This is a genomic window from Maribacter dokdonensis DSW-8 (assembly GCF_001447995.1).
Lineage (GTDB): Bacteria > Bacteroidota > Bacteroidia > Flavobacteriales > Flavobacteriaceae > Maribacter > Maribacter dokdonensis.
The window spans coordinates 1,225,491-1,248,655 of sequence record NZ_LDPE01000001.1; the positions used below are offsets into that span (position 1 = coordinate 1,225,491).

Annotated in this window: 19 protein-coding genes and 1 tRNA gene; 10 read left to right on the forward strand and 10 right to left on the reverse strand. The window is 36.5% G+C overall.

Features of this window, described 5'->3' with window-relative positions; translation table 11 throughout:
- Positions 1 to 34 precede the first annotated feature (34 nt).
- The 4 genes from I600_RS05345 to I600_RS05360 form a co-directional block, all read right to left on the reverse strand.
- Complete coding sequence (locus I600_RS05345) at positions 35 to 1,285, reverse strand: NAD(P)/FAD-dependent oxidoreductase (RefSeq protein WP_058103443.1); 1,251 nt, start codon at positions 1,283 to 1,285, stop codon at positions 35 to 37.
- 17 nt (positions 1,286 to 1,302) lie between these two features.
- Positions 1,303 to 2,310, reverse strand: coding sequence for a 4-hydroxyproline epimerase (locus tag I600_RS05350; protein WP_058103444.1), 1,008 nt, complete (start codon positions 2,308 to 2,310; stop codon positions 1,303 to 1,305).
- 34 nt (positions 2,311 to 2,344) lie between these two features.
- A complete protein-coding gene (locus I600_RS05355) occupies positions 2,345 to 3,928 on the reverse strand; it encodes an aldehyde dehydrogenase (NADP(+)) (RefSeq protein ID WP_058103445.1) in 1,584 nt (527 codons plus the stop codon).
- Between the two features lie 117 nt (positions 3,929 to 4,045).
- On the reverse strand, positions 4,046 to 4,963 hold the full coding sequence (locus tag I600_RS05360; RefSeq protein ID WP_058103446.1) for a dihydrodipicolinate synthase family protein: 918 nt from the start codon (positions 4,961 to 4,963) through the stop codon (positions 4,046 to 4,048).
- 132 nt (positions 4,964 to 5,095) lie between these two features.
- On the opposite strand from I600_RS05360, the gene I600_RS05365 reads away from it, so the two are divergent.
- From I600_RS05365 to I600_RS05390, 6 genes are all read left to right on the forward strand, one after another.
- Complete coding sequence (locus I600_RS05365) at positions 5,096 to 5,941, forward strand: AraC family transcriptional regulator (RefSeq protein ID WP_058103447.1); 846 nt, start codon at positions 5,096 to 5,098, stop codon at positions 5,939 to 5,941.
- 84 nt (positions 5,942 to 6,025) lie between these two features.
- A tRNA-Leu gene (locus I600_RS05370) sits at positions 6,026 to 6,109 on the forward strand.
- Positions 6,110 to 6,219: 110 nt separating this feature from the next.
- Positions 6,220 to 7,119 (forward strand): MerR family transcriptional regulator, encoded by a 900-nt coding sequence (locus I600_RS05375; RefSeq protein WP_058103448.1) that lies wholly within the window; start codon positions 6,220 to 6,222, stop codon positions 7,117 to 7,119.
- Positions 7,120 to 7,130: 11 nt separating this feature from the next.
- Positions 7,131 to 8,588: a phytoene desaturase family protein gene (locus I600_RS05380; RefSeq protein ID WP_058103449.1), complete on the forward strand. Its 1,458-nt coding sequence runs from the start codon at positions 7,131 to 7,133 to the stop codon at positions 8,586 to 8,588.
- A 6-nt stretch (positions 8,589 to 8,594) separates the two neighbouring features.
- Entirely contained in the window at positions 8,595 to 9,434 is an 840-nt protein-coding gene (locus tag I600_RS05385; RefSeq protein ID WP_058103450.1) for a phytoene/squalene synthase family protein, read from the forward strand.
- Positions 9,434 to 9,880, forward strand: coding sequence for a sterol desaturase family protein (locus I600_RS05390; protein WP_058103451.1), 447 nt, complete (start codon positions 9,434 to 9,436; stop codon positions 9,878 to 9,880). The genes I600_RS05385 and I600_RS05390 overlap by 1 nt, the downstream gene beginning before the upstream one ends.
- A 4-nt stretch (positions 9,881 to 9,884) precedes the next feature.
- On the opposite strand, the gene I600_RS05395 is transcribed toward I600_RS05390, so the two are convergent.
- From I600_RS05395 to I600_RS05420, 6 genes are all read right to left on the reverse strand, one after another.
- Complete coding sequence (locus I600_RS05395) at positions 9,885 to 10,439, reverse strand: TlpA family protein disulfide reductase (protein WP_058103452.1); 555 nt, start codon at positions 10,437 to 10,439, stop codon at positions 9,885 to 9,887.
- Between the two features lie 78 nt (positions 10,440 to 10,517).
- Positions 10,518 to 12,791, reverse strand: a complete 2,274-nt coding sequence (locus I600_RS05400; protein WP_058103453.1) for an aconitate hydratase — start codon at positions 12,789 to 12,791, stop codon at positions 10,518 to 10,520.
- A 161-nt stretch (positions 12,792 to 12,952) separates the two neighbouring features.
- Complete coding sequence (locus I600_RS05405; RefSeq protein WP_058103454.1) at positions 12,953 to 15,727, reverse strand: bifunctional aconitate hydratase 2/2-methylisocitrate dehydratase; 2,775 nt, start codon at positions 15,725 to 15,727, stop codon at positions 12,953 to 12,955.
- Positions 15,728 to 16,091: 364 nt separating this feature from the next.
- A complete protein-coding gene (locus I600_RS05410; RefSeq protein ID WP_058103455.1) occupies positions 16,092 to 17,045 on the reverse strand; it encodes an AAA family ATPase in 954 nt (317 codons plus the stop codon).
- A 3-nt stretch (positions 17,046 to 17,048) separates the two neighbouring features.
- Positions 17,049 to 18,509, reverse strand: coding sequence for a peptidylprolyl isomerase (locus I600_RS05415; protein WP_058103456.1), 1,461 nt, complete (start codon positions 18,507 to 18,509; stop codon positions 17,049 to 17,051).
- On the reverse strand, positions 18,478 to 19,377 hold the full coding sequence (locus I600_RS05420; protein WP_058103457.1) for a hypothetical protein: 900 nt from the start codon (positions 19,375 to 19,377) through the stop codon (positions 18,478 to 18,480). Before I600_RS05420 ends, I600_RS05415 begins: the two co-directional genes overlap by 32 nt.
- A 207-nt stretch (positions 19,378 to 19,584) precedes the next feature.
- Here I600_RS05420 and I600_RS05425 point away from each other — a divergent pair, with 207 nt between their 5' ends.
- From I600_RS05425 to I600_RS05440, 4 genes are all read left to right on the forward strand, one after another.
- Positions 19,585 to 19,824, forward strand: a complete 240-nt coding sequence (locus tag I600_RS05425; RefSeq protein WP_058104287.1) for a hypothetical protein — start codon at positions 19,585 to 19,587, stop codon at positions 19,822 to 19,824.
- 15 nt (positions 19,825 to 19,839) lie between these two features.
- Positions 19,840 to 20,970: a serine hydrolase gene (locus I600_RS05430; protein ID WP_058103458.1), complete on the forward strand. Its 1,131-nt coding sequence runs from the start codon at positions 19,840 to 19,842 to the stop codon at positions 20,968 to 20,970.
- A 19-nt stretch (positions 20,971 to 20,989) separates the two neighbouring features.
- Positions 20,990 to 21,733 (forward strand): 23S rRNA pseudouridine(2604) synthase RluF, encoded by a 744-nt coding sequence (gene rluF / locus I600_RS05435; protein ID WP_058103459.1) that lies wholly within the window; start codon positions 20,990 to 20,992, stop codon positions 21,731 to 21,733.
- Positions 21,734 to 21,842: 109 nt separating this feature from the next.
- Entirely contained in the window at positions 21,843 to 23,156 is a 1,314-nt protein-coding gene (locus tag I600_RS05440; protein ID WP_058103460.1) for a carboxypeptidase-like regulatory domain-containing protein, read from the forward strand.
- Positions 23,157 to 23,165: the final 9 nt, after the last annotated feature.

A 23,165-nucleotide genomic window follows, 5' to 3' on the forward strand; every position in this document is an offset into this window, starting at 1 on the left:
ATGGTATTTATCTAACGTTAAACTTTTTAAGCAATCATGTAAAACTACGTTGTATATCAAAGGAAGAAATGTCCATAGAAGTCTTATTACCAGACAGTAACTCGGTTATTAACTTACCAGTAGCAGGTCCCAAACTCCACCCCATCATGGCATGACCAGTACCAATTGTTAAGTTCTTAATACTTGCCGATCTGCCTATATATGGCAACCCATCTGGAGAAACTGGTCGTAGACCTGTTTTAACACTTTTAATTTCGGCCTCATTGATCTTCAGGTCAGGGTAAAAAGAACTTGCCCCATTAGCTATTGCCGCAACCCTTTCTTTCCTTATAATATTATTGTTCCCTGAAAACTCCATAGTACCCGCAAATCTTGTAAAACCGCTCATTGGTGTTACTGCCATTTTAGATTCCATTAATATGGCCGGAACAGAAATACCCGTTTCCCTAGCTACATTAATACTGTAGCCTTTACCTCCTTGTAAAGACAACTTTAAATGTAAACGCTTTGCAAGATCACCGCTCCATGAGCCTGCCGCCAATACTACCTCATCAGGTGTATAAGATTGTTTATTGGTAATAATTTCTTTTATTCTATTATCTGATGTCTTTAGATCAATAACCTCTTCTTGAGTTTTTATGATTACACCACTTTGCTTTAAATACGCCAATAGTTTAGGCATTATCTCATCTGGTGTGGTATGAGCGTCACACTCATAATGTATAGCTCCTTCTGCATCGATATTTACATGAGGCTCAATAATTCTTAATTCGTCTTTGTTTAAGTCGGTAACCTCTAAACCTTCTTGTGCCACTCTATAGGCCACCTTTTTTTCGTGAAGATAACTCTCTTCCGTTTTGTATAACATTAATAGCCCTTTTCGCTCTAACTGAAAATTGCCAAGATCACCTGAATTCTTAATATCCGTAAATAATTCCCTGCTTAATAAATTAATATCCTTAATTACCCCTATAGCCTTTTCAACCTTTGCCTCAGTAGAAGATTTATGAAAATACCATGACCATTTTAAAAAATCTACATCTAACCTAGGTTTCATATAAAAAGGGCTCGCAGAATTGAACATCATTTTAATTCCCTTTGAAATCATACCAGGGGATGCTAATGGAATAATATGACTTGGAGTTATGTAACCTGCATTTACAAATGAAGCACCAGAGCTAATATTGCCTTTATCTATTACTGTAACCTCATAACCTTCTTTGTTCAAATAGTAAGCTGTACTTAAACCAACAATGCCACCGCCAATTATTATTACATTCTTCATCTACTATTTTCTATAATTTATATGACCTGAAATCCGTGAGCATAGGGATCATCATCATCTATGGTAATGGTATTCTTTCCGTAAATTTTTGCCCAACCTTTTATGCTGGGTATAATCGCAAGCTTGCCGGCTAGGGTGGTCTCCTCTTCTACTCTACCAATAAATTGTGAGCCTATATAACTTTCATGAACAAAATCTTCACCCACATTTAATTTCCCCTTTGCATGCCATTGTGCCATTCTAGCAGAAGTACCTGTACCGCAAGGCGACCTATCTATTGCTTTATCACCGTAAAATACCGCATTTCTGGCGTTAGCCTTTTCAGAGATAGTATTTCCCGTCCATAACATATGGGTTACATTCTTTATGGTAGCATCTTCTGGGTGAATAAACATTTGGGGATATTTAACATTTATGTTTTCCCTGAGTTCTTGACTATATTGAATTAACTGGCTTGCGGAAAAATCTTGTATTCCACTAAAATTCTTTTGCGGATCCACAATAGCATAAAAATTACCCCCATAACTAACATCAAAAGTCAATTCACCCAGGTATGAAGATTCTATAGTCAAATCTGTAGCAGCTAAATATGATTTTACATTGGTCAGCTTTACCCAGTCTACTTTAGTACCATTTTGCTTGTATGTTATATGTACCAATCCTGCAGGAGTCTCCATACGGACAATACCAGGTGTTTTTGGCACAATTAGCCCTTCTTCAATACCTATAGTAATTGCCCCGATGGTCCCGTGCCCGCACATGGGTAGACAACCACTGGTTTCGATAAACAAAATACCAAAATCATTATTGGGATTACTTGGAGGGTAAAATATACTACCACTCATCATATCATGACCGCGCGGTTCATACATTAGCCCTTTTCTGATCCAATCATATTCTTTTAAAAAGTGCTGTCGCTTTTCGCTCATTGTAGCACCCACCAAATTTGGTCCGCCATGTTTTATCACCCGAACGGGGTTACCACAGGTGTGGGCATCAATACAAACAAAAGTACTACTGGCCATAATAACTAAAATCTTAAACTACATTTAGCTGAACCTAAATTTCCGTATTTGTATAAACACCTTCAACAAGACGCGTTATACCTAGGGGATTTTCATTTTTCAGTGCATCTGGCAAAAGTCTATTAGGCCAATCTTGATATGACACCGGGCGTACCCATCTTCGTATGGCAGATGTACCAACCGATGTAAAACGAGAATCTGTAGAAGCTGGGTATGGTCCGCCATGTACCATAGAAGAATTTACCTCTACACCTGTGGGTACACCATTAAACAGTATGCGACCTACTCTGCCCTTTAATGCATCTACAACTCCAGCGTTCAATTCCAGTTCTTCTTCACTGCCCAAAATTGTTCCCGTTAATTGACCTTCCAAATGGTTGATGATATCTTCCATCTCAGCGCCATCTTTACACATGACCACTATAGAGAAAGGTCCAAATACCTCTCTATGCAATTTTGTATTCGCTAAAAAATCCGAACCACTTACTTTTAAAATTAAAGGCTGACCACTATTAACCTTGACATCTTTCTTATACTCTGCAGTTATTACCACTCCATCTTGTTCAGAAAGTTCCTTTTTACCTTCCACATATTTAGCATATATATTAGGATGGAGCATGGTTGTTGGCTCCAATTTTAGAATCTCCTTAGACAAAGTATCTATGAATTCATTAAGATGTTCTCCTTGTACTCCTAAAATCAATCCCGGATTTGTACAAAACTGACCCGCACCTAAAGTAATTGACGAAGCGTATTTAGTTGCCCAAGTATCACCTTCTTGTTCTAATGCAGATGGCAGCAAAACCACTGGGTTTATACTTCCCATTTCTGCAAATACCGGTATTGGCTCATCTCTTTCGTTAGCCAATTTATAAAGTGCGGTTCCACCATGTATACTTCCGGTAAAACCTACGGCCTTTACTTTTGGGTGTTTTACCAACTGCTGGCCAACTTCAATACCACCGCTATTTAAATTAGAAAATACACCATTGGGCATACCTGTCCTCTTCGCCGCTTTAATGATCGCCGAAGAAACCAGTTCACCTGTACCAGCATGCATAGGGTGACTTTTTACGATTACGGGACATCCTGCGGCTAGAGCACTTGCCGTGTCTCCACCCGCCGTAGAAAATGCCAAAGGAAAATTACTGGCACCAAATACCACTACTGGACCCAACGGAAATAGCATTTTTCTTATGTCAGATTTTGGCAATGGCTCTCTATCTGGCTGTGCTTTTTCAATAACGGCTTCTACCCATGACCCTTGTTTAATCAAGGTTGCAAAAGCTCGCAATTGTCCCATAGTTCTGCCACGCTCGCCCACCGCTCTTCCTTGAGGCAGCCCAGACTCTCTACAATACGTGTTTATCAGCTCATCCCCTAAAGCTTCTATTTCATCTGCAATAGCTTCTAAAAACTCAGCTTTTTTTTCTCCTGAATAATCTTTAAAAACTGTATAGGCATCCGTTGCCAAAGCAACTGCTTCATTGATTTCATTAATTGTAGCCTCATAGAATGTCCATTCCGTGTTCTCATTGTTTTTAGGATCAAAAGTCTTGAACGTTTTCTCACCTTGTTTAGAAGCTTTATTCCCTATTGCATTTGTACCGCTGATCATTTTTTATTTTTATCGTGTTACCCAAAAGTAAAGAAAGTACCCGTAACAAATTTCTACATTCTGTTTACATTTCACTAAAGTTTCAGGCGCAACATATTTTAGTATGAGTTTTAAAATTTAAGCCAAGTTCTTATAATCTGGTAATGTAGGCCTTTTAGCTATACCCTGTTTTATTATAGCGGCTACTCTTTCTCTTTCTGCTCCTACTAAAGGTAACCTAGGTGCCCTAACATTTTCTGTGCCTATACCCGTAGCAACTTCTGCCATTTTAATGTTCTGTACCAATTGCGGACTTATATCCAACTCTAACAATGGCAAAAACCATCGGTAAATTTCCAATGCCTCTTTTATACGACCTGCCTTTGCCAATTCAAATACGGCACAAGTCTCGGCAGGAAATGCACAAACCAATCCGGCAACCCAACCATCGGCACCCATCAATGTGCTTTCCAACCCAAGCGTATCAACCCCGGTCAGTACATTTAACCTATCCCCAAATTTTGTCTTTATACGGGTAATATTTGAAATATCTCTTGTTGATTCTTTAACAGCCTGTATATTACTGCATACCATTAACTCGTCCAACATTTCCAATGTGACCATTATACCGTAATCTACAGGATTGTTATAGATCATAATGGGCAATTTTGTACTATTTGCCGTTTCCTTAAAATACGTTACCGTTTCATAATCATTAGCTTTATACCGCATTGGTGGCAACATCATTAATCCAGTAGCACCGCATTCTTCTGCTACCTCTGCCGCATGTTTGGCATCTTTAGTAGTTTGCTCTGCAATATTGATAATAACCGGCACCTTACCATCTACCAACTGCACGGTTTCTTTCATTAAAACCTTTTTTTCATCATACGTAAGTGTGCTTGCTTCTCCCAAAGTACCTCCAAGTATTATTCCACTCACTCCTGCCTCTAACTGAGCTTTTATATTGACCGAAAACATGTCTAGATCCAATTCATCCTTATCGGTAAATTTTGTTGTTACTGCCGGCATAACGCCTGTCCATGATATACTCATTTTATATTCTTTTGATGATACCCAAAAATAAGATGGGCTTTACCAATCAAGTGTATTCATATTACCTAAACCTGATACTATACTACCATGTAATTATTCCATATAAAATATATAATGTTAACTTAGATGCACATGAAAGTGTATCCCTTTAAAATACCAAAACCTATAAATGAACATTTAATCGTTCAAGTCGATAAAGAGCCTATTTTCTATAATAAACTTCATCAACATGAAGAAATTCAAATAAGTCATATTATAAATGGTAGTGGTAAGTTATTGGTAGGCGATAGTGTCCATCAATTTTCAAAAGGAGATATTTTCGTAATAGGCGGTAACTTACCTCACGTATTTAAAAGTGTTCTCAATGAACAAGACGCGCATATGATTACCGTGTTCTTTACTTCCCGGTCTTTTGGTGCAGATTTTTTTGAACTCCCCTATTTTAATGAGTTTAAAACCTTTTTTAGTAATGCCACTGCAGGATTTAAAGTAGAAACAAACCAAAAGAAAATTGCTCAGCAACTTGTAAAATTGAGCTCTCAAAATAAACTTAAGCGCTTTATTTTATTTTTAGAATTATTAGATGAACTAGGGCGAGCAAATAAGCAAACATTGAGTCGGTTTGTTTATTCCAAGTCATTAAGTAGTAATGAAGGTGAACGTTTACAGATTGTGTTCGATTTTGTGTTGAAGAACTTCCATCAGCCTATTTCGTTAGAGCAAATTGCTAAAATGGCCTATATGACACCAAATGCATTTTGCCGCTTTTTTAAACAACGTACTAACAAAACATTTTTTCAATACCTGATCGAGTTACGTGTAGCACATGCTTGTCAACTGCTAGGTTCAAACAAAGAATTGAACATTAATGAGGTAGCAGACCTTTCTGGCTTCAATTCCATATCTAACTTTAATAAAAAATTCAAAAAAATTAAAGGTGTTACACCAACCCATTACCAACAGTCTCATTCATTTTAAAACTATTAGCATATTAATTATGGTTAATATATTTTAAATTGAACTATAGGTTTCTATATTTGCCATCCAACAAACTTCACATTTGCCCACGTGGTGAAATTGGTAGACACGCTACCTTGAGGGGGTAGTGTTCGCAAGGACGTGCTAGTTCGAATCTAGTCGTGGGCACAAAAGGTTAGACCAAGGTCTAACCTTTTTTTATTTTGATAATTTTAACTTTTTGGTACTGCTAGGCGTTTTAATAAATTGTAGATTTGTTTAATCCTTTTTCGAAAAACATGAACAATGTAAAAAAACAATTTAGTATTAGAGACTTGGAGAACCTCTCTGGTATTAAGGCACACACCATTAGAATTTGGGAAAAAAGATATAATCTTTTATCTCCTGAACGCACAGATACTAATATTAGAACGTATAGTCTAGCAAGCTTACAGAAGTTGCTCAATGTGACGTTACTTTACAACAATGGTCACAAAATATCTAAAATTGCTAAAATTTCAGATAAAGAAATACCATATGTTGTTCGTGAAATTGTAGCAAAACATAGTCACAAAAGCCAAGCGATAAACGCATTTAAATTAGCCATGGTCAATTTTGACCAAACCATGTTTTTCAATACTTATAATGCCCTTCTAAGTGAAAATTCCTTTAGGGAAATATTCAAGGAAACCTTTGTACCTCTGTTAAACGAACTTGGTCTTTTATGGCAGACAGATACGATCAGTCCTGCTCATGAGCATTTTATGAGCAGTCTTATCAAACAAAAGATACTACTGAATATTGAAAAATTACAACACTTGGAACCAACAAAGACAGATAAGGTTTTTGTAGCTTTCTTACCAGAAAACGAAATTCATGATATTGGATTGCTCTATATTAACTATGAAATTATATTGAAAGGTTATAAGTGTATTTACTTGGGCCCCACGATACCTTTAGAAAATTTAGAAGATGTACTTAAGTATTTTGATGACATTTATTTTGTCTCATACTTTACCATTTTCCCAGAAAAGGATCGTGTAAATAAATATCTGGAAGAATTCAGCAAGTTGGTTGCGGACTATCAAAATCCAAATTTCTGGATTTTGGGCAGACAGATCAATTTTATTGACGACGCCGTTAAGCCAAATTTCTGTAGAACTTTTACCTCTATAGATAGCTTGGTCAGTAATTTATAATCTGTAGAATAATGAAAAAAAGTTGTGTAGTAATAGGTTCGGGATTTTCATCTTTATCTGCAGCTTGCTATTTAGCAAAAAATGGATGGAATGTTTCCATTTTTGAAAAAAATGAATCTGTTGGCGGTAGGGCTTCACAGTTTGTAAAAGACGGATTTACTTTTGATATGGGTCCAAGTTGGTATTGGATGCCCGATATTTTTGATAAATTTTTTGCCGATTTCAATAAACAAACCTCGGATTATTATCAACTAGACAAACTTAGTCCTGCCTATAAAATTTTCTTCAGTGACGATGTAATTACCATTGGTGATTCTATGTCTAAAATTTGTGATGAATTTGAACGAATAGAGCCGGGAAGCTCAAAAGCACTAAAAAAATTCATTGATAAAGCACAGGAAAATTATGACATTGCCATTAACAAAGTAGTTCTAAGACCAGGTCTTTCACCGTTAGAATTGGTTACTAAAGAAACTATTCTAAAAATTGATCAATTTTTTAAAACCATTAGCTCACAAGTTCGTAAGTCTTTTAAAAATCCGAAATTGGTTTCTACTTTAGAATTTCCTGTTTTGTTTCTTGGTGCAAAGCCAAGCAATACGCCTTCTTTCTACAATTTTATGAATTTTGCTGATTTTGGCTTAGGTACTTGGCATCCAAAAGGTGGTATGTACGAAGTTATAAAAGCAATGAAAAATTTGGCAGAAGAATTAGGAGTCGTTATACACACCAATGCAACGGTAGAACAAATACAAGTAACTAATGGCAAGGCCACCGGTATTATTTGTAAGGGCAAAGTTCATCACGCAGACAAAGTACTGAGCGGTGCAGATTATCAACACTCTGAAAGTTTGCTAGAAGACAAATATCAGCAGTATAGTAAGACGTACTGGGAGAAAAAGGTTTTCGCACCATCTTCTTTACTATTTTATATAGGGTTCAATACAAAATTGAAAAATGTAGAACATCACAATCTGTTTTTTGATACCGATTTTGAACTGCATGCCAAAGAAATATATGACAAACCACAATGGCCTACAAATCCTTTGTTCTATGCAAATTTCCCATCGGTAACAGATGGCAGCATGGCCCCAGAGGGTTACGAAACAGGTTTTTTTCTAGTTCCTATTGCGACTGACCTAGAAGATACCGAGGCTTTAAGAAATCAGTATTTTGATTTAATTATGGATCGTTTTGAAAAAAGAACAGGCCAAGACATTAGAAATAATATTATATTCAAGGAAACTTTCTGTGTCAATGATTTTATTGATCGGTACAATTCTTATAAAGGTAATGCCTACGGCATGGCAAATACCTTGACCCAAACGGCATTTTTAAGACCTAATCTTAGAAGTAAAAAAGTAGGTGATTTATATTTTACAGGACAACTGACTGTACCTGGACCAGGAGTACCCCCAGCCTTAATCTCCGGTAAACTAGTGTCAGAATTAATTATAAAGGATAATTAGTAATTTATGAAAGATACTTTTGACCAAGTTTCGTACCAATGTAGTAAAATCGTAACCAAACGATATAGTACCTCTTTTGCTCTCGCCACAAAGATGCTACACCCTTCTATACGCAGTCATATCTATAATATATATGGCTTTGTACGTTTTGCAGATGAAATAGTGGACACTTTTCATGACTACGATAAAGAAGTCCTATTTAATAAATTTGAGCAAGAATTGGAGGCGTCTTTACAAGACAGAATTAGTCTCAACCCAATTTTAAACTCATTTCAACATACGTACCATACATATAATATTCCCAAGCACCTTGTAGATTCTTTCATGAAAAGTATGCGTATGGATCTTTTTAAGAATGTATACCGAACAGATGCTGAATACAAAGAATATATTTATGGGTCGGCAGATGTTGTAGGTCTCATGTGCCTGCAAGTTTTTGTTAAAGGTGATGTAGAAGCTTATAACAAGTTAAAAGAATCTGCCATGGCTTTAGGTTCAGCTTTTCAAAAAGTGAATTTCTTAAGGGATGTAAAAGCCGACTTCGAAGAATTGAACAGATCCTATTTTCCTAATACCAATTTGAAGGAATTGGACGAAGCCTCTAAAAAACGCATTGTTGAAGAAATAAAAGAAGACTTTAAATTAGGATACCAAGGTATTGTAGGGCTGCCAGCTGAAGCAAAATTTGGTGTTTATACCGCTTACAAATATTATTTTAAGCTACTCAAAAAACTACAGGGCACTCCCTCTCTAGAAATAAAGAATGCACGTATTAGGGTGCCTAATTACCAGAAATTTGGACTATTGGCCCGTTCATACGTTAAATTTAAAATGAACTTAGTGTAATGGATATTGTGATTTGGATATTGATTTTTTTAGGCACTTTTCTATTTATGGAATTCATGGCGTGGTTTACCCACAAATATGTAATGCACGGATTTCTTTGGAGTTTACATAAAGATCATCATAAAAAAGATCACGACTCTTGGTTCGAGAGAAATGATCTGTTCTTTATTTTCTATGCCATTGTAAGTATGTCATTGTTTTATTCAGGCACTACAGGTTTTTGGTATGGCTACCCGTTGGGGTTTGGAATTCTGGCCTATGGTATTGCTTACTTTTTAGTGCATGACATTTTTATCCATCAACGTTTTAAGTTGTTTAGAAATGCCAATAACTGGTACAGTAGAGGTGTTAGAAGAGCACATAAAATGCATCATAAACACTTAGGCAAAGGTGATGGTGAATGTTTTGGAATGCTATTTGTTCCCTTTAAGTACTTTAAAAAGTAATTGGTTATTCCTCAATTAACTTAGTTAATAGCTTATCTATCTTATTATTATCCCAATCTGCAATTGCATTTTGATGTATTACAATAGCTCCATTTTTATCAATTAGATATGACCCGGGTGGCTTTAATAAGCCTATAGGACTAGGCTCACCAATAATTTGGTAGGTTACCGGAAATGTATAACCTTGTTCTTCCATAAATAAATCTACAGGGGCTCTTTCCTCATTCGTAATCACGTAGAATTTCATCTTGTCACCATACATATCGTACAAGTATTGCACATCTTTTAATTGTGCTTGAGAAGGCATGTGCCACGATGTCCAGAATGTTATAAATACTACTTTTCCTTTTGCCTCATCAAAATTAAAAAACTTCCAATTTTCATCTTTAAGCTTCCAGTCATAATCAGTAATCTTACCTCTTTTTTCTGGTTTAATTATGGTTGGTGAAGTGGCAAAAAACCTGTTGAGCATAATTTTGCTATAATCACCCAAGGGTGTCACAAAAAAAGAAAGCACGAATGCAATGATCAATAAGGTAAAAACCGTTTGTCTCTTCATAAAAGTAAGCTAGGGGTCAAAACTAAAAAACTCCTGAATAATATCAGGAGTTTTCCTTATAAATTTTAAAAGGTTGTATTAAGATGCGTTTTCTCTCTTAATCACATTTAAAGCTGAACCCTCTCTATACCAACCAATCTGTGCGGCATTATACGTATGGTTTACTTTAATTACATCTTTACTACCATCAGCATGCACTATTTCTACTGTTAAAGGCTTATCTGGCGCAAAATCCGCAATATCAATAAAATTGAAAGTATCGTCTTCTTGAATTAGGTCGTAATCATTTTCATTTGCAAATGTTAAGCCTAGCATACCTTGTTTTTTAAGGTTTGTTTCATGAATACGTGCAAATGATTTCACGATTACCGCAGCTACACCTAAATGACGAGGCTCCATAGCAGCGTGTTCACGTGAAGATCCTTCTCCATAGTTATGATCACCAACTACAATACTTCTTACACCTGCCGCTTTGTATGCACGTGCCGTATCTGGAACACCTCCATACTCACCGGTCAATTGATTTTTGACCATATTGGTTTTCTTTCCAAACGCGTTAACGGCACCAATTAAACAGTTGTTAGAGATATTATCTAAATGACCACGGAAACGTAGCCACGGTCCAGCCATAGATATATGATCTGTAGTACATTTCCCAAAAGCTTTGATCAACAATTTTGCACCCATTAAGCTTTCATCCTTAATAGGAGTAAACGGTTCCAATAATTGCAATCTTTCTGAATCTGAAGCTACTTTTACGGTAACACTAGATCCATCTTCTTTTGGAGCCAGATAACCAGCGTCCTCTACCTCAAAACCTTTTGGAGGAAGTTCCCAACCAGTTGGCTCATCGAACATGACCACTTCACCTTTTTCGTTGATCAACTTATCGGTCATTGGATTAAAATCCAACCTACCGGAAATAGCTATTGCAGCAGTTACCTCAGGCGATGCAACAAAGGCATGCGTGTTAGGGTTACCATCCGCTCTTTTGGCAAAGTTTCTATTAAATGAGTGTACAATACTGTTCTTAGGTGCATTTTTAGGATCGCTATAACGCGCCCACTGTCCAATACATGGTCCACAAGCGTTCGTGAAAATTTTAGCATCCAATTTCTCGAAAATTCCAAGAATACCATCTCTATCTGCCGTATATCTTACTTGCTCAGAACCAGGATTGATCCCTAATTCCGCTTTCATTTTTAATCCTTTATCAATAGCTTGTTGCGCAATTGAAGAAGCTCTAGACAAATCTTCATAAGAGGAGTTTGTACAAGAACCAATAAGCCCCCACTCCACAGCCAACGGCCATTCATTAGATGTAGCCTTTTCTGTCATATCACTACCCACTTTTGTAGAAAGATCGGGTGTAAATGGTCCATTCAATAACGGAGTCAATTCAGAAAGGTTAATTTCGATTACCTCGTCAAAATATTGTTCTGGATCAGCATACACCTCAGCATCTGCAGTTAAATGTTCTTTAACCTTATTAGCGGCATCTGCAATATCAGCTCTATCCGTAGCCCTTAAATAGCGCTCCATAGACTCATCATAGCCAAAAGTAGACGTCGTAGCACCTATTTCAGCCCCCATATTACAAATGGTACCTTTACCGGTACAGGAAAGATTTTTGGCTCCTTCACCAAAATATTCAACTATAGCACCGGTACCACCTTTTACGGTTAGTATTTCGGCAACCTTTAAAATAACATCTTTAGGAGCGGTCCAACCAGAAATATTACCGGTCAATTTTACTCCGATCAATTTTGGAAATTTAAGTTCCCAAGCCATACCCGCCATAACGTCAACAGCATCTGCTCCACCTACACCAATAGCGACCATACCTAAACCACCTGCGTTCACAGTGTGAGAATCGGTACCAATCATCATCCCTCCAGGGAAAGCATAATTTTCCAATACCACTTGGTGAATAATACCTGCACCTGGTTTCCAGAAACCTATTCCATATTTATTTGAAACAGACTCAAGAAAGTCAAAAACTTCGGCACTTGTGGAATTTGCAGATTTTAAATCTGCAGTTGCCCCACTTTTAGCCTGGATCAAGTGATCACAATGAACTGTAGTAGGTACTGCAACTTTTGGCTTCCCAGCTTGCATAAATTGCAATAACGCCATTTGTGCCGTAGCATCTTGACAAGCAATACGATCAGGAGCAAAATCTACATAGTCCTTTCCTCTGGTAAATGCTTCAGTAGGGCTACCATCCCATAAATGAGAATACAAAATCTTTTCTGAAAGAGTAAGTGGTTTTCCCACTACCTCTCTTGCTTTGTCTACACGTTCCGCCATGGAAGCATAAACCTTCTTAATCATATCTATGTCAAAAGCCATAAAATTTATTTATAAAATTGTTAATCTATCTTATCCGTACAAGATACGAAATGTACGTTGAATTTAAGAGCGCATATGAAATTAAGAATGATTATAAAAAATGGAAGAAAAAAAGCCCGAGCAAACATGCCCGGGCTTTCCATTATGCTATATACAATGTATTATCTCACCAACTGTTTTGTTGATGGCTTAAACTTCGTTAAAACAATACCGTCTACTGCTGCTTCATATTCTGCCATAGTTGGCGTTCTTCCTAAAATGGTAGATAGCACCACTACAGGGGTAGAAGACAATAAAGATTCTCCTTTTTTCTCACCAGAATCTTTTACGACCCTTCCTTGGAACAAACGAGTTGATGTTGCCATAACCGTGTCTCCTGGCTCTGCTTTTTCTTGGTTACCCATACAAAGGTTACAGCCTGGTCTTTCTAGATAAAGCATGTTTTCATACTTAGTACGTGCCAATCCTTTTGGTGCACTATCATCAAATTCAAATCCTGAATACTTTTGAAGTACTTCCCAATCACCTTCTTCTTTTAACTCGTCTACAATATTATATGTTGGTGGTGCTACAACTAATGGCGCCTGGAAGGTTACTTTGCCTTGTTGTGCCTCAATATTTTTCAACATTTGAGCCAAAATTTTCATATCGCCTTTATGCACCATACAAGACCCTACGAAACCTAGGTCCACCTTTTTGGTTCCACCATAGTAAGATAAAGGTCTAATAGTATCATGCGTATAACGCTTGGAAACATCTTCGTTATTTACATCTGGATCAGCGATCATTGGTTCAGCTATCTCATCTAAATCGATAATAACTTCTGCATGATATTTAGCATTGGCATCTGGTCTTAAAGATGGTCTAATACCGGTTTTAAGCTCAGTAATTCTGGTTTCTGCTTTTTCTACAAGTCCCTTTAAAACTTGCTTGGCGTTATCCATGCCTTTATCAATCATTATCTGAATACGGCCTTTAGCAATTTCAAGAGATTCTATCAATGTCTCATCCTCAGAGATGCAGATAGATGCCTTAGCCTTCATCTCTGCTGTCCAATCAGTAAAGGTAAACGCTTGATCAGCTGTTAAAGTACCAATATGAACCTCGATTACACGACCTTGAAATACGTTTTCACCACCAAACTGCTTTAACATTTGTTGTTGTGTCGCATGAACTACATCACGAAAATCCATGTAAGACTTCATTTGCCCTTTAAAGGTAACTTTTACCGACTCAGGAATAGGCATAGAAGCCTCACCTGTAGCCAATGCCAAAGCAACGGTACCAGAATCAGCACCAAAGGCTACACCTTTAGACATACGGGTGTGAGAATCTCCACCAATAATAATATCCCAATCACCCACGGTGATATCATTTAATACTTTATGAATTACATCCGTCATTGGAAAATACACCCCTTTTGGATCACGACCTGTAATTAAACCAAAGTCGTTCATAAACTTCATAAGCCTAGGAATGTTGGCTTTTGATTTATCATCCCAAACAGATGCCGTATGGCAACCTGATTGATATGCACCATCAACAATTGGAGAGATTACCGTGGCAGCCATCATTTCCAATTCTTGCGATGTCATTAAACCAGTGGTATCTTGAGAACCTACGATATTTACTTCTGCACGAACATATGATCCCGCATGCAAAGTAGCTCCAGAAGTACCCACTGCATTCTTATTGAATATTTTCTCTACCGCGGTCAATCCTTGTCCTTCAATAGAAACCTCTTTTGAAGGTGCATATACTTGAGGTACATCTATACCCAATACCTTACAGGCAAAAGTTTGTAGTTTCTTTCCAAAAACTACAGCATAAGAACCACCTGCTTTCATGAACTCCATTTTCTGTGGTGTAAATGCTGCGGAAATATCCTTCAACTCAACTTTACCATGATACAATTTTTTCTCTTTTGTATTTATGGTCAAGACAGTACCCGTGGCAACAGAATACATCTGTTTTAAAATTGGTTCACCGTCTTCATCAACAATAGTGTTACCATTTTCATCTTTTTGCTGTACCCAGTTTTTAAGATCTAATCCTATACCTCCGGTTACACCAACGGTTGTTAAGAAAATTGGAGCAATACCATTAGTTCCCGCAATTACCGGGGCAATATTGATAAATGGTACATATGGGCTAGAGGAAATACCGGTCCACAATGCAACATTGTTTACACCGGACATTCTTGAAGAACCAACACCCATTGTTCCTTTTTCGGCAATAAGCATTACACGCTTGTCAGGGTGCTTTTCTTTTAGTTCAAGCACCTCTTTTTGCATTTCTTTGTTATGCTCAAAAATACATTGACCATGCAATTCTCGATCAGATCTTGAATGTGCATCACCCCCTGGAGAAAGTAAATCGGTTGAAATATCACCAACACCGGCAATGTAGGTCACCACCTCTATTTCTTCTTCAATCTCCGGTAGTTTCGTAAAAAACTCGGCTTGTGCATAGCTTTCAATAATATCTTTAGCTATTTCACTTCCGTTTTTAAGTGCTTCTTCTAGACGATCTGTATCCGCCTCATATAAAAACACCTGTGTCTTTAAAACCTTTGCGGCTTGCAACGCCAATTCTTTGTTATCACCTAAAGCAACATCTAACAATACCTTAATAGACGGACCGCCTTTCATATGCGACAACTGCTCCAATGCAAAAGCCGGTGTAATTTCCTTCACGACAGACTCACCAACGACAATCTCTTTAAGAAATTCTGCCTTTACACCTGCAGCACTAGTGGTACCAGGTAACACATTATAAATAAAGAAATTTAGAGAATCTTCTCTATACTCATTATCTACATCTTTAATTTGTTCAATAATCTTGCTAAGTAAATCAGCGCCATCTATCGGCTTTGGATGAAGACCTTGACTTTTACGTTCTTCAATCTCCTTAAGGTAATCTTTATAAATGCTCATTAATAAGTGATTTGTATATTTAATTGGATATAATAGTGAAATAGCGACTTCATAATTTTCTCTGAAGATTTGTGGAAAATAAGAACACTATTACTACAAATGGACAGATTAATTGATTGTTGAATGTTTTATTCGATTAGAATATTACTTGGTCTTCTAATGGTATCAAAATCAAATGTCATCTGTTAGTTCATTTAAGTTAACGCAATTTCGTAAAATTACGTAATAAAGAACGCATTTAAAACTAAATAAGTATGATTACCTACTTTTTCTCAAATCCTTTAAAAAGTAGATAGATATCAAACATTTTTCCTATCAAAAATGTTCATATCCTTGAAAAAGTGCAGAAAAAGGTGGTATTTTTTTAAAGCAGTTTATCAATAATATCCTCTTCAGTGATACCTTCTGCCTCTGCTTTATAATTTTTAATGATACGATGGCGTAAAATTCCTTTAACAACGGCATGCACATCTTCTATATCTGGTGAGAATTTACCATGAATGGCCGCATTGGCCTTAGCTCCAAGAATAAGGTTTTGAGAGGCTCTTGGCCCTGCACCCCAATCTAAATATTGTTTTACATATTCTGATGCTGTTTCCAGATTAGGCCTTGTACTATTTACCAACTTTACAGCATATTCCACAACATTATCCGCAACAGGAATTCTACGTACCAATTCTTGAATAGCAATGATATCTTTAGCGTTAAAAAGCGCATTGATCACCTGCTTGGTGTTCGAAGTAGTATTTTTTACCACTTTAATTTCCTCTGCTATAGAAGGGTATTTTAATTCTATCGCGAACATAAAACGGTCTAGCTGTGCTTCCGGCAAAGGGTAGGTACCTTCTTGTTCAATTGGGTTTTGCGTAGCTAAAACAAAATATGGCAGTTCCAATTTATGCTGATGACCGGCAATGGTCACAGCTCTCTCTTGCATTGCCTCTAAAAGTGCTGCTTGGGTCTTTGGTGGAGTTCTGTTGATTTCATCCGCCAAAATAATATTGGAAAAAATAGGGCCTTTAAGAAATTTAAAACTTCTGTTTTGATCCAGAACCTCGCTACCAAGAATGTCACTTGGCATTAAATCTGGCGTAAATTGTATTCTTTTAAAGTCTAGTCCTAATGCTTGGGCAATGGTATTCACCATTAAAGTTTTGGCCAGCCCTGGCACTCCTATCAGCAATGAATGCCCTCCTGTGTAAATTGAAAGCAGAATTTGTTCAATAACCTCATCTTGACCAATAATGACCTTGGCTATTTCTTTTTTAAGCTCAGCATGTTTTACTACTAGGCGTTCAATTGCTGCAACGTCTGACATATATTACTTTTTTACCCAATTATTAGCGAAATCACAATCTTTGTTCTCGTCATTAACGCTGATGTAGGTATCTTTAATATGCTCGTCCATCCATTTTTTAATGGCATTGTACTTTTTCTCGGTAAGTGCCAGCTCTTGAATCTTTGTATAATCCTTTGAGAAATCCGCTACGTGCTCATCAAACCTATTGGTAATCTTTAAGATTTTATATTTAGGTGCACCTCCTCTTGGATCTTCTTCCAATACCGGATACGTTATTTCATTATCCTTTAAATTTTGAACCTGATTGTACAAGGTAGGATCCATTTTTGTAAGCTCAAACTTAGAATCGAAATTTACAGGATTACGTAAAAGTCCGCCATCAAATTTTGTTTCCTTTTCGTCAGAAAAATTCAATGCAGCTTCAGCAAATGTAAATTCCCCATCCATAATCTTTTTACGAATAGTGTCTAATTCAGCCTTAGCTTCATCCAACACATTTTGAGATATTTCTGGCTGGATCAATATATGTCTCAAATCCAATTCTTGACCTCTAATTTTTTCTATGTAAATAATATGATAGCCAAAAACCGTTTCAAAAGGCTCAGAAACTTCACCTTCTTTTAAACTAAAGGCCACATCCTTAAACTTCTTATCAAAACCGGTATCTTTTGTAATACTATAGAAACCACCTTTTGATTTAGATCCTGGATCTTGAGAATATAGAATAGCTTTTACACTAAAGCTAGCATCATTATCCTCCACATCTGCCTTAATCTGGTTTAGCTTATCAACCACCTTTTGCTTCTCTTCCTCAGAAGGCTCTGGCTCTTTGGTAATTTGTGCAATTTCTAACTCAGCGCCAAACACAGGTCGTTCATCTTCAGGAATTTTATTAAAGAATTGACGAACCTCTTCCGGTGTAATTTCAATTTCCTTAATGATATCTTGCTGCATACGCTCAGATAACATACGCAACTTATTGATCTTATAAAGCTCTTCCCTAAAACTAGCCTCGTCCGTTTTCTTGTAGTATTTCAACACCTTGTCCATAGATCCGATCTGCTGCACCAACGACTGTAATTGGCGGTCGCCAGTAGCATTTACTTCATCATCAGAGACCAGAATACTATCTTGAACGGCTTGGTTGGCATACAACCTATCTTCCATTAACTTACCTAAAAGCCCGCAGTGTGTAATATCTTCAGTGGAAGCACCTTGACTTTTAAGATCGATCAGCGTTTTTTCAATATCAGAATCCAATATTACATAGTCACCCACAACAGCGGCAATACCATCTAATTTAATTCTCTTAAAATTGTTAGATGAATCTTTTTTTACTGTAACGGCTTCCTCAGCAGCTTCCATTGCTTGGGCTTGATCTGCCTCTGCATTTGGTATTGAATCTTGCGCGATAGCAAAACCGGAAAGCAGCAATGCCCCTATGTAAATACTATTTTTTGTTTTCGAAAACTTCAAATTCATTATCCTTGATTGCTTCATCTAATAATTCAGTTTCTAGTTTGCGTAGGTAGTCCATCTTTCTACGGCTTAATAAAACTTGTTCTATGGTAGGCTTAATAAATGACAACGGAGCAATTTCATTAATATCCTTTGTCTCTACTATTTTTCCCAAATATACCCCGATTGAATCCTCTAATTCAAAAAATTGTGAATTTTTTAAGTACCTATTGGCATTCTCTGCGGTAATTGGAGGTATTTCTTCGAATATTCTTGTATTTCTAACCCAAATTGAATCGTTAAAATTCAGTTTATTGAACTGAACCCCAATAGAATCTAAATAACGTAGGTCATCTTCTTTAAATCTTTTTAAACGCTTACCAACTTCATCTTTGTCCAAAAATCCTTTCGGCAAGGCTACAAATCTAATTCTGGCAATAGGTTCCTTTAGTTTAAAATTCTCTTTGGCGCGCTCGTAAAAAGCTTGAAGTTGTTCCGATGTTATTAGTGAATCCGTTGCTTGGGCCACCAAAGCTTCTTTATACACACTAGTATAGAGCTCCGTTCTATAATCATCTACCAGAGCATTGTATTGTGCAAGTTTTTCTTCGGATAAATTTATTTTGGCCTTGGACAGCAGTAATTGTTTAGACGCCCAATTATTAATATAGTTTGTAGCGAATGATGCGCTATCTGCCTTTGACATATTTTCCGTAATCAGTGGAGCAAGGTCTTCTTTATATAAAAAGGACTCGCCTACTCTAGCAATAGCCTTTCTTTCTTCCTCTTTTTTAAACATACCTTCACATGAGGTATAGACAATAGCAATAAGACCTATACCAAGTAAAAGGTAAAACCTGCTGAACAATAATTTAGATTTCTTAGAAAACATCGAGCAAAAATAGCAATTACCCAATCGTGTGCAAGTGCTTAATGATTTACTTAACACCTTTTTTTGGGAGTTACAATATAAACAAATACCTAATAATCAATAAGCACAGCTATTTTTAAAAATTGCAATCAACCTTTAAATAGTAAACGGGCTAAGGTTTTTTCGGTAAATTTGCTTACTTATTTTATAAACCAATACAAGACATTTTTGAACCGACAAATAAAACTAATTTGGGATTTCAGAGGTCCTACGGCACTTAAGACCGCAGAGCACCATGTTAAGCACCTCAATGAATTTATAGCACTAGAAAAAACCGCACTTAACATTACCGGTTTTAACGAAATCAATGACATGTACAGCACAGCCTTCATGGTCGTTGAAGAAAACGAAATGATCAAGGTAAGAGATTTATTAAAACCGCACAGAGGTGAAGTCTACACACCTTAATCTGACACCTATTACATGAAACATTGTTTACTTTTCATTTGCTGCTTCATATTAGTTTCTTGCACCGCCGAGCAACAAAATCCAAACTTTCTTGAGACGGCCTTAGCTACAAAAGACATTAGTATTAAAAGGGTGATGGACAGTATTGAGAAATATCAGGTTCAAATTAGGTACACCCAAATTGATAGAAGAAATGACAGTGTGCTATTTACGGATTATGATTTTCAGGTAAGTGATAGTGTATACTTTTATCCGGCCAGTACGGTAAAATTTCCAACCGCGGTTTTGGCAATGGAAAAAATAAATCAGACCGACACCCTTACCATACACACCAAATATTACATAGAAGGTGATACTATTGAAAGTACCGTTGCAGATGATGTCAATGAGATATTTGCCGTCAGTGATAATTTAGCCAATAATAGATTAATAGAATTTTTAGGTTTTGAAACCATCAACCAAAGTTTAAAAAATAAAGGCATAGCTCCTGTTAGGCTCTCACATAGACTTGGTTTTCATTCAGAAGATTTAAGAACAAAACCCATCATTATTTACCTTAATGATTCTACCACCGGTATAACACAACCCATTTTAAACAAAACGCCAAAACCTTTAGCATTGTTTGAAATAGAAAAGGGAAAAGGATATTATGAAAATGATGAATATATTAACGAGCCATTTAGCTTTAAGCAAAAAAACTATTATCCCTTATCTGCTCAGCATAACCTATTAAAGCGAATTATTTTTCCAGAGAATTTTAATTTAAATGAACAATTTCATTTAAACAAAGAGCAGCGCGATCACCTGTTAAATGCTATGCACACAGTACCAAAAGAAATGGGTTATGACAAAAAAGAATATTACGATAGCTACTGTAAGTTTTTTCTTTTTGGCGACTCTAAAGATGATATACCAGAACATATCAAAATATATAACAAAGTTGGGTTTGCCTATGGAACATTAACTGATTGCGCTTACATTAAGGACACAAAAAATAATATAGATTTTCTATTGACAGCCACTATATTGGTCAATAAAGATGGTATATTCAATGATGATGTATATGAGTATGATGAAATAGGCATTCCATTTTTAGCACAATTAGGGCGCGAAATATATCAACAAGAACTACAGAGAAAAAAATAATAGAAACAAGAAGTTGACTATGCAAGATAATGCCGGTAAAACAAGAATTAACAAATACTTAAGTGAAGCGGGTTTTTGTTCACGAAGGGCTGCAGATAAACTTATAGAACAAGGTAGGGTAACCATTAACGGTCAAGTACCGGAAATGGGAACCAAAATTTCTGCTGGAGATATCGTAAAAGTAGATGGGGAACTGATCAAGGAACCCAAAGGCAAGTCAACCTATTTAGCATTCAACAAACCTGTAGGTATTGTTTGCACTACCGACACCGGTGTAGAAAAGGACAACATAATTGATTTTATAAATTACCCTAAGCGTATATTCCCAATAGGTAGATTGGACAAACCCAGTGAAGGACTTATTTTTCTAACCGATGACGGCGACATTGTAAATAAGATTTTACGTGCTCGTAACAATCACGAAAAAGAGTATTTGGTAACGGTAGACAAACCGATAACGATCGATTTTCTGAACAGAATGCGAAAAGGCATTCCTATTCTTGACCAAGTAACCAGAGAGTGTGAGGTGTATGAAGTTAGCACTTATCAATTCAGGATCATATTGACCCAAGGTCTTAATAGACAAATTAGGCGTATGTGCGAATATTTGGATTATCGGGTAAAAAAGCTAAAACGTATTAGGATCATGAATGTTCAACTAGATGTACCCGTTGGAAAGTGGAGAGATTTAACCGAAGAAGAATTAAGAGAGATCAATAGATTGGTAAGCACTTCTTCAAAAACGTTTGATGGAGAAAAATAAAGTCTGTTCCCTATAACACTCCAAAAATTCCACATCAACAAAATGAATAATGGTTAAATAATTAGCTTAATTCACTAAAAATCATTATTTTAAGTAAAAAATTTGCACCATGTCAACTTACAACTTCAATATTAAAAAGCCCCTTAGCGTTTACTATGTTTTAATTCTTTTATGCTGCTTGGGATTAGGAACGCAATCAATGGCGGCCCAAAACACTAATTTCACTGAGTATACAGGAGAAGTCTTAGACGCTGACAGCAAGAAAGCCCTGGTATTTGCCACCCTAACGGTTGACAATACCAATGTCACCACCATTACAAATTCAGAGGGTCAATTTTCTTTAAAAGTACCCAATGAATTTAAAGGAAACAGCTTAACTATTGCCTTCTTAGGTTACAAGACCAAGCAATTGAATATAGCCGATCTACAACCGGAGAAGAACAAAATCTTTATGGAAGAATTTGTTATGGCATTATCCGAAGCGCAAATAGATGCCCCTAACGATGCCGAAGCTTTAGTAAAAGAGACCTTAGATAAAAAAGGAAGCAATTACTTAGATGAAAATACGGTGATGACAGCTTTCTATAGGGAAACCATAAAAAAGAGAAGAACAAATGTAAGTCTTTCAGAAGCTGTTGTAAACGTTTACAAAACACCATACTCCTCTAATAGAACAGATGCCCTTGAATTATACAAGGCTCGTAAAAGCACTGATTATTCAAAACTTGATACCGTTGCCTTAAAATTACAAGGCGGACCGTTCAATACTTTGTTCGTGGACATGGTAAAATACCCTAAATATATATTTACCCCAGAAACATTAAACTATTATGATTTCTCTTTTGATACTTCTACGCGAGTAAACGACCAACTTATTTATGTAATAGACTTTAAGCAAAAGCCAGAAATTATAGATCCGTTATATGAAGGAAAATTATATATAGATGCTCAAAATAAAATTCTAACCAGTGCCATTTACTCTTTGAATATTACCGATAAGCGCCTTGCTTCTCAAATGTTTGTTCGCAAGAAACCAAAAAATGCAGAGGTCTGGCCAACAGAAGTATCTTACCGTGTAGATTACAGGGAAAAGAATGGAAAATGGTATTATGGTTACAGCAATGTTCTTCTTGAATTTAAAGTTAATTGGGATAAAAGACTATTCAATTCAGTATATAGTATGAGCTGTGAAATGGCCGTGACGGACTGGGAACAAAACTTGACCAACGCCATACCCAGGTCAAAGGATAGAATGAAATCTTCTATCATATTAAGTGACGAAGCACTAGGTTTTGCCGATCCAGACTTTTGGGGCGAATACAATATTATAGAACCAGAAAAATCTATTGAGTCTGCCATTAGAAAAATACAACGACAATTACGTAGAGGAAAAATAGACAACGGCGCGGCTGCCGCCCGTTAAAAGTTGTTT